Origin of the sequence: Motiliproteus coralliicola, from assembly GCF_003345655.1 — a bacterium.
Lineage (GTDB): Bacteria > Pseudomonadota > Gammaproteobacteria > Pseudomonadales > Balneatricaceae > Motiliproteus > Motiliproteus coralliicola.
The window spans coordinates 39316-51790 of the sequence record NZ_QQOH01000001.1 but is presented as its reverse complement, the minus strand read 5'-3'; the positions used below and the strand labels follow the sequence as shown (position 1 = coordinate 51790).

Here is a 12475-nt window from a genome sequence, read left to right as displayed (position 1 = left end):
TACCATCATGAAGCTAACCGCAGGAGGGATTCTGCTGGTCATGATGGCTACGCTATCGAGCGGCTGCGCAACCCCGACCTACCAATCGCCAAAACCAGCTCCGGCCCTCACCCTCAGTGAAGCCGAGCGGCAGCAGGGCAAAGCGCTGCACTACCGCCTCGCCCAACAGCAGCGGCTGAACCGGGTCAGTTGGCCGCTACTGAAGGCATCGACTGATCTATGTCCGGATAAAATCCGGCCGGCACTGGGCTTTCAATACGCCAACAGTCATAGTTTTGCCCCGTCCGACGCCCAACAAACGGACACCAAGCAACCCGCTTCTGAACGTGATGCCGCCATTAGGGAGTTCAAACTGGGGGAGGTGTTGCAGGTAATGGCGGTGGTTCCGGGATCCGGGGCCGACCTGGCAGGCATTAAGACCGGCGACAAATTGATCAAACTGGGTGAACAATCGCTACCCACGGGGCGGACCGCGCTGCTGGAGGCGCCCGAGATATTGCGTCAGCAATTGGCCGATCTCAAACCCGATCAGACGATCGAGGTGACCCTCTACCGGAATGGCCAAACATTAACCCGACCGTTGAAACCCCAAACCCTGTGCGACTACCCGGTCAAGCGGCTGCCCAGCGAACAGATCAACGCGTACGCCGACCATTACAGCGTTGCCATTACCGACGGCATGCTGGCCTTCGCCACCAACGAGGACGATCTGGCCCTGGTGATCGCCCATGAACTGGCTCATAACCTGCTTGATCACATTCCTGCCACCGCCCGCAATACCCTGCTCGGTGGCGCGCTGGATTTGCTGCTGATCAGCCAAGGCATCCTCTCTCCTGGTGCCTTCAGCCTCGGTGGTTCGGTGCATTTCTCCAAGGCCTTCGAATCCGAGGCGGACTACCTCGCCCTCTACCTGCTGGCTCGTGCCGGCTATGACCTGGAAGGGCGTGCCGAATTCTGGCGCCGACTCTCGAACAGCCGTCCCAGTCATATCCTGTCGGAAACCGGCAGTACCCATCCCGGTAATGCCGAACGCTATGTCAGAATGCAGGCCGCCATTGCCGAGATCCGTTTGAAGCAACAGCGAAAGGAAGCTTTGGTGCCAAATACGATCAAACCATGACAATAATCAAACTGACGTTTAAAAAGCTTGCAATGTTAGCAACATAGCGCAGACTGCTGGACTCAATCTTCTCACAATGCCGCCACAACAATGTGGTCAGGGATCAGCAACATAGGCCTGAAAACCACAATGCTGTTTAACACCAACAAGATCCATGAACAATTTCAACGATATTGTCGCATTGTCCCTGCCACAACCGCAGAGTTGAAGAACCAGGCTTATAGCATCCGACACCAAGTCTACTGCGAAGAGTTGGAATGGTTACCCAGCCATAACAACTTCCTAGAGACAGACCCTTACGACCAGGTTTCCCATCACTGCTTATTACAGAACGTCACCAACAATGAATTTATTGGCTGCATCAGAATGGTGCTGGCCATCCCGTCAGAACCTCAGGCATCAATGCCTTTTCAGCTCACTTGCAAGCAACTTAAAGAGAGCGAACCTGACCAAGAACAACTGATGCAGGGCTTAGTCGGCGAAGTTTCGCGCTTGGCCGTACTTCGGCAATATCGCCACCGTCCCCAGGAACAGTTCAAGGCGGTTTCTCTCACAGATGCAGACTTCGGCACCGCTAAACAACCTCGCTTTCCTTATATCCCCATCGGCCTCTATATGGGCGTGTTGGAGATGGCGAGGCTACACAATGTAAAGACGCTATATATACTGACAGATCCAAGCCTTGCTCGACATTTGTGCAGATTAGGCGGAAAACTCGAACGGATCGGCGACCCGGTCGAGCACTTAGGGACTCGGATACCCTATAAGATGGTCATTGATGAGGTGATTTCACAGATGAACCCGGCACTCCACCCACTGTTTGACGTGATTTGTGACGAGGTGCGTCAAGGCTATCAGGATCAATTCCAGCCTCATCTTACGGCAGCAGAATAGTCGTCAATTAAAGTAAAACGGCCAACCAACCACCACCAAGGAACCATTGCCCCTCACTTTGACCTCAGCGACGATACAAGCCAACCCCAGTGTTTGGAGACAAGCCGATGGAAGACCTGCAAGCCCCCCTCAGAGACGATGTCCGCTTGATGGGCAAACTACTCGGGCAGACCATCGCCCGCGATCAGGGCGAGGCTTTTCTCGCCAAACTGGAACGGATCCGTAAATTATCCAAGGCGGCTCGACGAGGCGAAGCCGATACCGACGAGCTGGTCCAGGCGCTGCAACAACTAGACGAACACGAGCTGGTACCGATGGCCCGCTCCTTCGGCCAGTTCCTGAATCTGGCCAATCTGGCCGAAGAGTACCACCGGATACGACGACGAAATTCACTGGTGGTCACCCGCCCCGATCCGCAGGCGTTGGACCGGGTGTTCGATGAAATCGTCGAGGCGGGGGTCAGTCCGCAACAACTGGCCGACAAAGCCGCAGCGCTGCGTATCGATCTCGTCTTAACCGCCCACCCTACCGAAGTTAACCGCCGAACCTTTATCCAGAAATACGAAACCATGGCCGAGCTGCTGGAAAAGCTCGACCGTGAACATCCGCTGAGCCCCCGCACTCACGATCTGACCGAACGGCTTCAACAACTGATCACCGAAGCCTGGCACACCAACGAAATTCGCAGCGAACGCCCCTCCCCCGTCGATGAGGCCAAATGGGGCTTTGCGGTGATCGAAAACTCCTTGTGGGAGGCGGTACCGACTTTCCTACGCCACTTTGATCGTGAACTGCAGCGGGTCAGCGGAACAACATTGCCCTACGACGCCGCGCCGATCCGATTCTGCTCCTGGATGGGTGGCGACCGGGACGGCAACCCCAATGTTACAGCCACTGTCACCGAACAGGTGCTGCTGCTGGCCCGCTGGATGGCGGCCGACCTGCTGCTGGGGGATATCTCCAAGCTACGCCATGAGCTGTCGATGGGGCGTGCCAGCGATGAGCTACGCCAGGTGGTCGGCGACTGCAATGAGCCCTACCGCGTACTGCTGCGCCGGGTACGACAGCAGCTGATTAATACCCGCGACTGGGCCAAGAGCTGTCTCGATCAGGGCTGGCAGCCCGGTGAAGATATCCTGCTACAGGATAACCAGCTGCTCGAGCCGTTGTTGTTGTGCGACCGATCACTGCGCGAATGCGGCATGGAACTGATCGCCGATGGTTGCCTGCGCGACACCCTACGCCGCATCGCCTGTTTCGGTTTGAGTCTGGTCCGGCTCGATATCCGCCAGAATGCCGAGCGTCATGCCGAGGTGTTCGACGAGCTGACCGAGTACTACGATCTGGGACGCTACAGCGACTGGGATGAAACCGAGAAGCAGGCCTACCTGCTGAGCGAACTGAACAGTAAGCGGCCGCTGCTGCCGCAACGGGGCTGGACCCCCAGCGTAAATGTCCAGGAAGTGCTTGACACCTGCGCAGTGGTCGCCCGCCAGGACCCCCAGTCGCTGGGCAGCTACGTCATCTCGATGGCATCGTCACCTTCGGATGTGCTGGCCGTGGCATTGCTGCTGAAAGAGAGCGGCATCGAGTTCAATATTCCGATCGCACCACTGTTTGAAACCCTGGCCGATCTGGACCGTGCTCCTGCCGCCATCGACACCCTGTTAAAGGTCGACTGGTACCGTGATTATTGTGCCGGGCATCAGGAAGTGATGATCGGCTACTCCGACTCCTCCAAGGACGCCGGCGCGCTGGCCGCCAGCTGGGGCCAGTACCGTGCCCAACAAGGGCTAACCGAGACCTGTCGCAACCACGGTGTCGATCTGACCCTGTTCCATGGTCGCGGCGGTACCGTCGGCCGAGGTGGCGGCCCGAGCCACACCGCGATCCTGTCGCAGCCCCCTGGTTCGGTCGATGGCAGCCTGCGGGTGACCGAACAAGGGGAGATGATCCGTTACAAATTCGGCATACCCGATCTGGCGGTGCGGAATCTGGAGCTGTACGCCGGCGCAGTACTTGAGGCCAGTCTGGTGCCGCCGGTCACCCCCAAGCCTGAGTGGTGCGAGCTGATGGATCAGTTGGCCGAACGGGCTCATCAGGAATATGTCTCACTGGTGCGCAACAACCCGCAGTTTGTGCCCTACTTCCGCCAGCTGACGCCGGAGCAGGAGCTGGCCAAACTGCCGTTGGGAAGCCGCCCAGCCAAGCGCAAGCAGGATGGAGGCGTCGAAAGCCTGCGCGCGATCCCGTGGATCTTCGCCTGGACCCAGACCCGCCTGCTGCTGCCGGCCTGGCTGGGCAGCGGCCGAGCCCTGACCGAAGCCTGCGAGCAACAGCAGCAGGATAAACTGCGCGAGCTGATCGGCCAGTGGCCTTTCTTCAACGCCTATATCGGGATGCTGGAGATGGTGCTGGCCAAGGCCGAGCCAGCCATTGCCCGCTATTACGAGCACTGTCTGGTGGAGCCGGAACTTCGCGAGCTGGGTAGCCGGCTGCGAAAACAGCTTCGCCAGACTCAGCAGTTGATTCCCCAACTGAAGCAGAATGACCAGCTTCTAGCCGACAACGAAGTTATTCGCCAATCGATCCAGGTACGCAATCCCTATATCGACCCCCTGCACTACCTGCAGGCCGAACTGCTGCGTCGGGATCGGCAGGGATCAAACCAGGTCGTAGAGCAGGCGCTGATGGTAACCATGACCGGTATCGCTGCAGGTATGCGAAATACCGGCTAGCTGAGAAAGGCAGCCCTTCCTTCTAACCAATAATGACCTCAACAAACGCTCCATCCATTACTCCGTTTCATGGTTACGCCGCCTGAAACGGAGTAACTTCGCCTAGTTGAAAAACTAGTCGAGAATCGAATCAGTTCTCATTACCACAACTTTAAATCAGACTGTTTTTATCGGGTATTGAGATTAGATAAATAACTGATTTTAAAGAAAAAAATGTTTCATTCATCAGTCCTGATGAAATACCTCATTTCAGCTAAAACCCTTTAAAAACGTGTTGTTATATTTTTTGATGTACATCAAGTACAGCCCTGTGTGGGAGGAATAGATTGACTCAAATGATCGCTGCTTTTGCAGCATTTATTGACATTCAGACCAAGCCGATCATTTTGTAACCCGCGTTATTGGTCTGGACCCTGAGCAGGATTGCTCTTAGTCAGGAATTTTTAAGCAACATGGCCCAAGCCGCTTTCAACCCCTCGAGGCGGCAACTATTGAGGGGTGATACCGGATCAAAGCGCCTCCCTCTGCGTCCGCCCTGGAGTGTGGAAGAGCTTGCTTTCATCAACGACTGCAGTCGCTGCGGCGACTGTATCCAATCCTGTCCCGAACAAATTCTTTTCAAAGGCTCCGGCGGTTTTCCGGAAGTCGACTTTTCCCGCGGTGAATGCACCTTCTGCGAAGACTGTGTCCGAGTCTGTAAAGCGCCGGTCTTCCAATCCACTGACAGCGATCCCTGGAATGTCAAAGCTCACATCAGCCAATCCTGCGTGACCTACAAGCAGGTGGTCTGCCGCAGCTGCGCTGAACAGTGCGAACCCGAGGCGATCACGCTGAAACCGCAACTGGGTGGCATCGCCACCCCGAAACTAGATCTTTCCGCCTGTACCGGCTGCGGCGCCTGCGTTGCCGTCTGTCCGACCAAGGCCATTAATGTCCACCAGCCACTGGTCCAGGACGCCCAACCCATGACAGCCAACAACGATAAGGAGGCTGAGCAGTAATGCAGTCAGAGCAATCCGAAGAGCTGTTCGATATCACCGGTGTGGTGGTACGTACCGCTCCGGACCAGTCAAAGGCGGTAGCCGAACGGCTGACGGAAATGAAAGGCGTTGAAGTTCACGCCGTCGGTGATGAGGGCAACCTCGTTGTCACCGTCGAAGAGCTCGACGGCGAGAAGTTCGCCTTAAAAACCATCGAAGATATCAACAACATGCCAGGTGTACTTTCGACTTCGCTGGTCTACCACCACACCGAAGATGAAAGCACGCAAAAGCAGGAGACGATGCAATGAAATTAAGCAGACGAGATTTCGTTAAGAGCAATGCGGTGGCTGCAACTGCAGCAGCTGCTGGGGTGGCCGTGCCCGCCTCAGCCACCAACTTGCTCGCTAAATCGAGTGACGCGGAGATTCGCTGGGATAAAGCCCCCTGCCGTTTCTGCGGTACCGGTTGTAGCGTACTGGTCGGTACCCAGAAAGGTCGCGTGGTGGCGACTCAGGGTGACCCCGATGCGCCGGTTAACAAGGGCTTGAACTGTATCAAGGGCTACTTCCTGTCGAAGATCATGTACGGTGAAGACCGTCTGACCTCGCCGATGCTGCGGATGACCGACGGTGAGTACGACAAGTTCGGTGAGTTCACCCCGGTCTCCTGGGACAAGGCGTTCGACGTCATGGCCGAGAAGTTCAAGGCGGCACTGAAAGAGAAAGGGCCGACCGCTGTCGGTATGTTCGGTTCCGGTCAATGGACCGTCTGGGAAGGCTACGCCGCTGCCAAACTGTACAAGGCCGGCTTCCGCTCCAACAACATCGACCCCAACGCTCGTCACTGTATGGCGTCTGCGGTAGGTGGCTTTATGCGGACCTTCGGTATCGATGAGCCGATGGGCTGTTACGACGACCTCGAGATGGCCGATGCGTTCGTGCTCTGGGGTTCCAACATGGCCGAGATGCACCCGATCCTGTGGTCGCGTCTGACCGACCGCCGTCTGAGCAAGCCAGATGTGCAGGTACATGTTCTGTCGACCTTCAAGCACCGCTCTTTCGAGCTGGCCGACAACGACATGATCTTCACCCCGCAGACCGACCTGGCGATCCTGAACTATATCGCCCACCACATCATCGAAAGCGGCAGCGTCAACCAGGACTTCCTGGACAAGCACGTCAACATCCGCAAGGGCACCACCGACATCGGTTACGGCCTGCGCCCGACCCACCCGCTTGAGCAGAAAGCCAAGAACCCGGGTAAGGGCAGCTCCACCCCGATGACCTTCGAGGAGTACAAGGAGTTCGTCAGCGAGTACACCCTGGAGAAGGCCTCCAAGATGTCCGGTGTACCGGAGCACAAGCTGCTGAAGCTGGCCGAACTGTACGCCGATCCGAACAAGAAGGTCGTGTCCTACTGGACCATGGGCTTCAACCAGCACACCCGTGGTGTCTGGGCCAACAACCTAATGTACAACGTCCACCTGCTGACCGGTAAGATCTCTCAGCCGGGTAACGGTCCGTTCTCCCTGACCGGTCAACCGTCTGCCTGTGGTACTGCCCGTGAAGTCGGTACCTTCGCTCACCGTCTGCCGGCCGACATGGTCGTTAAGAATCCGAAGCACCGTGCACTGTCCGAGAAGCTGTGGAAACTGCCGGAAGGCACCATTCCGCCGAAGCCGGGCTACCACGCGGTTCTGCAGAACCGGATGCTCAAGGACGGTAAGCTGAACGCTTACTGGGTCCAGTGCAACAACAACATGCAGGCCGGTCCTAACTTCAACGAAGAAGCCTACCCGGGCTACCGTAACCCGGATAACTTCATCGTCGTATCCGACCCCTACCCGACCGTCACCGCCCAGGCTGCTGACCTAGTGCTGCCGACCGCCATGTGGGTCGAGAAGGAAGGTGCCTACGGTAACGCCGAGCGTCGGACTCAGTTCTGGCGCCAGCAGGTAGATGCCCCGGGTGAAGCCAAGTCGGATCTGTGGCAGGTAGTTGAGTTCTCCAAGCGCTTCAAGGTTGAAGAAGTTTGGCCTGAAGAGCTGCTCGCCAAGATGCCGGAATACCGCGGCAAGACCCTGTACGACATCCTGTACGCCAACGGTCAGGTTGATAAGTACCCGCTGTCTGAAACGGCGGAAGGCTTCGCCAACCAGGAAGCCAACGACTTCGGCTTCTACATCCAGAAAGGCCTGTTCGAAGAGTACGCCGCCTTCGGTCGCGGTAAAGCTCACGACCTGGCTGACTTCGACACCTACCACCAGGCTCGCGGTCTGCGTTGGCCGGTGGTTGACGGTAAGGAAACCCTGTGGCGCTTCAAGGAAGGCTACGATCCTTACGTCAAGAAAGGGTCTGACTTCCAGTTCTACGGTAAGAAGGATGGCAAGGCAGTCATGTTCGCGGTTCCGTACGAGCCACCGGCCGAGTCTCCGGACAACGAATACGACCTGTGGCTATCCACCGGTCGAGTACTGGAGCACTGGCACACCGGTACCATGACCCGTCGTGTACCTGAGCTTTATCGCGCCGCCCCGGATGCATTGATGTACATGCACCCGGAAGACGCCAAGAAGCGCGGTCTGCGTCGCGGCCAAGAAGCCGTCGTGGCCTCCCGTCGGGGTGAAATCAAGCTACGGGTTGAAACCCGCGGCCGTAACCGCCCGCCAGAAGGTCTCGTATTCATTCCATTCTTCGACGCCGGTCGCCTGGTCAACAAGCTCACCCTTGATGCCACCGATCCGTTGTCGAAAGAGACCGACTTCAAGAAGTGTGCGGTCAAGGTAATGAAGGCCTGATAAAGGCAAAACCACTGAATGCCGGTAACAAGGTAGAGACATAGGACACGACCATGAGTCAGGGAAACCCAAAGCAGCTAGGTAAGGAAGGACGCGCTCGTCGCCAGTTCTTTGCCGACACTGCGCGCGGCCTATGCGGTGTTGGGGCTGTTGGAGTGGGCTTGGGGCTAATCGCCACCAACGCCAGTTCCCATGCACCCGAAATGCTGCGGCCGCCGGGTGCCCTGCCCGAGGACGATTTTCTCGCCGCCTGTCTGCGTTGCGGACTCTGCGTTCGGGATTGTCCGTTCGACACCTTGAAGCTGGCCCAAATCACCGATCCTGTGGCCAACGGCACACCTTACTTTATCGCCCGCGAGGTGCCCTGTGAGATGTGTGACGATATTCCCTGTGTGGCAGCCTGCCCCAGTGGAGCCCTGGATCAAGCTTTGGACAATATCGATGACGCCCGCATGGGATTGGCGGTGCTGATCGATCAGGAAACCTGCCTCAATTTCCTCGGACTACGGTGCGACGTCTGCTACGACGTCTGCCCGGTTCAGGAAGAGGCGATCACGTTGGAGAGAGAGCGAAACGTCCGCACCGGCCATCACGCCCGCTTCCTGCCGACTGTTCATTCGGACCACTGTACCGGATGCGGCAAGTGCGAGCAGGGCTGTGTGCTGGAGGAAGCGGCCATCAAGGTGGTTCCGCGCTCATTGGCCAAAGGCGAAATCGGACAACATTACCGGCTGGGCTGGGAAGAGAAGGCCGCCAACCAAGGCGAGTCTTTGATACCGGAGCAGCTGAAAATGCCGATCCGCCGTCCGGAGGGTGAATCATGACCCTGCAGGTTGGAACAGACGCCATCAAGGTGAAAGGCTACCTGGCTTCGTACCGTTTCCTGGTACTACGCCGGATCAGCCAGATCGCTGCATTGGCCCTGTTTATCGTCAGCCCGGTAGCGGGTTACTGGCTGCTCAAGGGAAACCTGACCAGCTCTGAGCTACTGCAAGCGATACCACTGAGCGATCCGTTTGTCTTTCTGCAAACCTTGGCCAGCGGCCATGCTCCGATCAGCACGCTGTTGATCGGCGTGGCGATCGTCACCGGCTTCTATTGGCTGGTTGGCGGTCGGGTGTTCTGCAGCTGGGTCTGTCCGGTTAATCCGGTCACCGACCTGGCCGGCTGGTGCGCCCGTAAGTTGGGAATCCGACGTCGCTTTTCAGTTTCGCGCAAGTTGCGTTACTGGATGCTGGCGCTAACGCTGATCCTGCCGGCGATCACCGGCGTGGTGGTCTGGGAACTGGTTAATCCGGTCTCTCTGCTGCACCGCGGTCTGATCTTCGGCATGGGGATGGGTTGGATGCTGGTGGTTGCTGTGTTCCTGTTCGATCTGTTTGTACTGCCCCGGGGCTGGTGTGGCCATGTCTGCCCGATGGGCGCCTGCTATCGCCTGATCGGCACTGGCAGCCCGTTGAAGGTGAAGGCCAGCAAGCGTGACGACTGTTACGACTGCATGGACTGCTACGCCGTCTGCCCGGAACCCCATGTGATCAAGCCCGCTCTGAAGGGGAAAGCCAAGGGCAATGGGCCGGTGATTCAATCACCCGATTGCACCAACTGTGGTCGCTGTATCGATATCTGTTCCGTCAACGTATTTGAATTTGGCAGTCGCTTTGCCAACCAGATGGAGAAACAACCATGAAAAAAACAACCGTGGTCCTGTCTGCGGCCTTAGCACTGGGCAGTCTGGCACTGTCCAACGCATCCTTAGCCGACACCGGTGGCATGGAGTCACTACGCGGCGCTAAGCAGCTAGAGAGCACCAACAAAGCGCCGGATATGGCCAAGAACAACGACTCAGATGTTCTGGTCGAGCGTAACTATATCCAGCAGCCGCCGGTGATCCCGCACGAGATCCGCAACTATCGGGTCGATCTGCGCAGCAACAAGTGCTTGTCCTGTCACAGCTGGGAGCGCTACAAGGAGTCCGGTGCGACCAAGGTCAGCCTGACTCACTTCGAGACCCGTGGCGGTCACGCTCTGGCGGATATCTCACCACGTCGCTACTTCTGCATGCAGTGCCACGTGCCACAGGCTACCGCTGAGCCGTTGATCGACAACACCTATCAGTCCACGAGCGACCTGGCTAAGTAAGCCAACGCTCAGGATTTTCTAACGACTGAAGAAGGGGTTTGGAATGAGTGAAAATAAAAAGGGCGGAATGTGGTCCGCCTTAACCAGTCCAGCAAAGGCCGCCCTGGGTGTGTTGCTGCTGGGTGGTTTCATCGCGGGGGTCATCTTCTGGGGTGGTTTTAACACCGCTCTAGAAAAGACCAACGAAGAAGAGTTCTGCATCAGCTGTCACGAAATGCGTGACAACGTGTACATGGAACTCAAAGAAACCATCCACTACACCAACCGTTCAGGGGTTCGCGCGACCTGCCCGGACTGCCACGTACCGCGTGAGTGGGTTTATAAGATCATCCGGAAGATTCAGGCCAGTAAAGAGGTCTGGGGCAAGATCACCGGTAAGATCGATACCCGTGAGAAGTTCGAAGCGCACCGCTTCGAGATGGCAGCCCGCGAGTGGGCTCGGATGAAGGCAAACGACTCCCGCGAGTGTCGTAACTGCCACGACTTCGAATCCATGGACTACTCCGAGCAAGGCAAGCGTGCCTTCAACGAGCATGAAACGGCGCTGGCCAGTGGCGAGAAGACCTGTATCGATTGCCACAAGGGTATTGCTCACCAGCTGCCTGACATGTCGGGTGTCGAAGGCTGGGATAACTGATCCAATAACGCATGTGTATCGCAAAGGGCTGCTCGCGCAGCCCTTTTTTGTGGCTATCACAACGCTGTTGGTTGACGGGGCTTTCTTGATCGAGAAGGCAGCCGTATACTGCCGCGATCATCAAGACCCAGCCCGAACCCCCTGCTTTCGAGACAGTCGACCCGCGCTATGAACAAACTCGCTCTGTTAATCTCCCCTCAAGCCCGCTCTGCCTATTTCGCCGATTACCTGATCGTTGCCCGCAGCGAATTTCAGCAACTGTTTGGGGATCGTGAGCTGGTGTATCGAGATGTGGGGCCGTTGGAGTTCTTTGAACTCGAAGCCGAGGAATCGGAGCAACAAGTCCTGCTGCGTCTGTCATTTGTGCAGGGGCTTTTCCGGATCGACGGTGACCGACTGCAGCCGCTAGCACAGCAGGCCGACTTCCACCTGCATCCGGATTTCGTCTTCGGCAGCAAGTTCAAGGGCAAGACCAACGAACACCTGACCCAGCTGCTGATCAATGTGGGCTTGGCCGAGCTTGGCATCGACCCGACCAACCCGAGCGGCATCAAACTGCTCGACCCCATGTGTGGGCGCGCCACCACACTGTTGTGGGCAATGCGTTACGGTCTCAACAGCAAGGGCTTGGAACAGGATGCCAAGGCGCTGGACGATATTCAGCGCAACCTTAAAAAATGGACCAAACTGCACCGCCAGAAACACAAGCTCAGCCAAGGCACCATAACCGGCCAGAAACGTAAGAGTGCCGGTAAGTTTCTCGATTTCAGTGCCGAACAAACCAGCCTGCGAGTGATCAGCGGCGATGCCCGTGACGCCGACCAGCTACTGAAAAAAGATAAGTTCGACCTGCTGGTGTGCGACCTACCCTACGGCGTTCAGCACTTTACCACCGATAAAACCCGTAATCCGCTGGACGTCATTCGCCAGTGCGCACCGGTCTGGCGCCACTGCCTGAAGCAGCAATCGGCACTGGTCTTGGCGTTCAACAGCAACAACCCCAAACGGGCGGCGATGATCGAGGCCTTTGAAAGCCAGGGCTACCGTGCCACCGACTTCAGCGCTGCGCACCGGATGAGTGAATCGATCGTGCGGGACGTGCTGATTTTACGCCCCTCATAGCCTGTCCATAGGTGAAATGAAGCGATCTTCTGATCGCCCTCAACT

The 12475-nt window shown here is 57.2% G+C and carries 11 protein-coding genes; all 11 read left to right on the top strand.

The genetic code is table 11. The features are described from left to right. Window positions 1-7 precede the first annotated feature (7 nt). The 11 genes from DV711_RS00260 to DV711_RS00210 all read left to right on the top strand — a co-directional run bounded on the left by DV711_RS00260 (window position 8) and on the right by DV711_RS00210 (window position 12430). Window positions 8-1120 (top strand): M48 family metalloprotease, encoded by a 1113-nt coding sequence (locus tag DV711_RS00260; RefSeq protein WP_114693659.1) that lies wholly within the window; start codon window positions 8-10, stop codon window positions 1118-1120. A 129-nt stretch (window positions 1121-1249) separates the two neighbouring features. Then, on the top strand, window positions 1250-2014 hold the full coding sequence (locus tag DV711_RS00255; protein WP_165839951.1) for a PEP-CTERM/exosortase system-associated acyltransferase: 765 nt from the start codon (window positions 1250-1252) through the stop codon (window positions 2012-2014). 107 nt (window positions 2015-2121) lie between these two features. Next, the gene (ppc, locus tag DV711_RS00250; RefSeq protein WP_114693657.1) at window positions 2122-4752 is read left to right on the top strand and encodes a phosphoenolpyruvate carboxylase; all 2631 of its coding nucleotides are present in this window, start codon (window positions 2122-2124) and stop codon (window positions 4750-4752) included. Between the two features lie 452 nt (window positions 4753-5204). Next, complete coding sequence (napF, locus tag DV711_RS00245; RefSeq protein ID WP_114693656.1) at window positions 5205-5753, top strand: ferredoxin-type protein NapF; 549 nt, start codon at window positions 5205-5207, stop codon at window positions 5751-5753. Then, window positions 5753-6043: a chaperone NapD gene (locus tag DV711_RS00240; RefSeq protein ID WP_114693655.1), complete on the top strand. Its 291-nt coding sequence runs from the start codon at window positions 5753-5755 to the stop codon at window positions 6041-6043. Before napF ends, DV711_RS00240 begins: the two co-directional genes overlap by 1 nt. Continuing rightward, complete coding sequence (napA, locus tag DV711_RS00235; protein WP_114693654.1) at window positions 6040-8532, top strand: nitrate reductase catalytic subunit NapA; 2493 nt, start codon at window positions 6040-6042, stop codon at window positions 8530-8532. Before DV711_RS00240 ends, napA begins: the two co-directional genes overlap by 4 nt. A gap of 53 nt (window positions 8533-8585) precedes the next feature. Continuing rightward, window positions 8586-9356 carry a ferredoxin-type protein NapG gene (gene napG / locus DV711_RS00230; RefSeq protein WP_114693653.1) on the top strand — a complete coding sequence of 257 codons (771 nt, stop codon included), beginning with the start codon at window positions 8586-8588 and terminating at the stop codon, window positions 9354-9356. Continuing rightward, entirely contained in the window at window positions 9353-10219 is an 867-nt protein-coding gene (gene napH / locus DV711_RS00225) for a quinol dehydrogenase ferredoxin subunit NapH (RefSeq protein ID WP_114693652.1), read from the top strand. Before napG ends, napH begins: the two co-directional genes overlap by 4 nt. Continuing rightward, a complete protein-coding gene (locus tag DV711_RS00220; RefSeq protein WP_114693651.1) occupies window positions 10216-10671 on the top strand; it encodes a nitrate reductase cytochrome c-type subunit in 456 nt (151 codons plus the stop codon). Before napH ends, DV711_RS00220 begins: the two co-directional genes overlap by 4 nt. 43 nt (window positions 10672-10714) lie before the next feature. Continuing rightward, window positions 10715-11308 (top strand): cytochrome c3 family protein, encoded by a 594-nt coding sequence (locus DV711_RS00215; RefSeq protein WP_114693650.1) that lies wholly within the window; start codon window positions 10715-10717, stop codon window positions 11306-11308. Between the two features lie 168 nt (window positions 11309-11476). Then, window positions 11477-12430, top strand: a complete 954-nt coding sequence (locus DV711_RS00210; RefSeq protein ID WP_114693649.1) for a TRM11 family SAM-dependent methyltransferase — start codon at window positions 11477-11479, stop codon at window positions 12428-12430. Window positions 12431-12475 lie beyond the last annotated feature (45 nt).

What these genes read in the sequence shown, in the direction of transcription:
- DV711_RS00260 (WP_114693659.1), top strand. Translation starts at nt 8, where the DNA reads ATGAAGCTAACCGCAGGAGGGATTCTGCTGGTCATGATGGCTACGCTA.
- DV711_RS00255 (WP_165839951.1), top strand. Translation starts at nt 1,250, where the DNA reads ATGCTGTTTAACACCAACAAGATCCATGAACAATTTCAACGATATTGT.
- ppc (WP_114693657.1), top strand. Translation starts at nt 2,122, where the DNA reads ATGGAAGACCTGCAAGCCCCCCTCAGAGACGATGTCCGCTTGATGGGC.
- napF (WP_114693656.1), top strand. Translation starts at nt 5,205, where the DNA reads ATGGCCCAAGCCGCTTTCAACCCCTCGAGGCGGCAACTATTGAGGGGT.
- DV711_RS00240 (WP_114693655.1), top strand. Translation starts at nt 5,753, where the DNA reads ATGCAGTCAGAGCAATCCGAAGAGCTGTTCGATATCACCGGTGTGGTG.
- napA (WP_114693654.1), top strand. Translation starts at nt 6,040, where the DNA reads ATGAAATTAAGCAGACGAGATTTCGTTAAGAGCAATGCGGTGGCTGCA.
- napG (WP_114693653.1), top strand. Translation starts at nt 8,586, where the DNA reads ATGAGTCAGGGAAACCCAAAGCAGCTAGGTAAGGAAGGACGCGCTCGT.
- napH (WP_114693652.1), top strand. Translation starts at nt 9,353, where the DNA reads ATGACCCTGCAGGTTGGAACAGACGCCATCAAGGTGAAAGGCTACCTG.
- DV711_RS00220 (WP_114693651.1), top strand. Translation starts at nt 10,216, where the DNA reads ATGAAAAAAACAACCGTGGTCCTGTCTGCGGCCTTAGCACTGGGCAGT.
- DV711_RS00215 (WP_114693650.1), top strand. Translation starts at nt 10,715, where the DNA reads ATGAGTGAAAATAAAAAGGGCGGAATGTGGTCCGCCTTAACCAGTCCA.
- DV711_RS00210 (WP_114693649.1), top strand. Translation starts at nt 11,477, where the DNA reads ATGAACAAACTCGCTCTGTTAATCTCCCCTCAAGCCCGCTCTGCCTAT.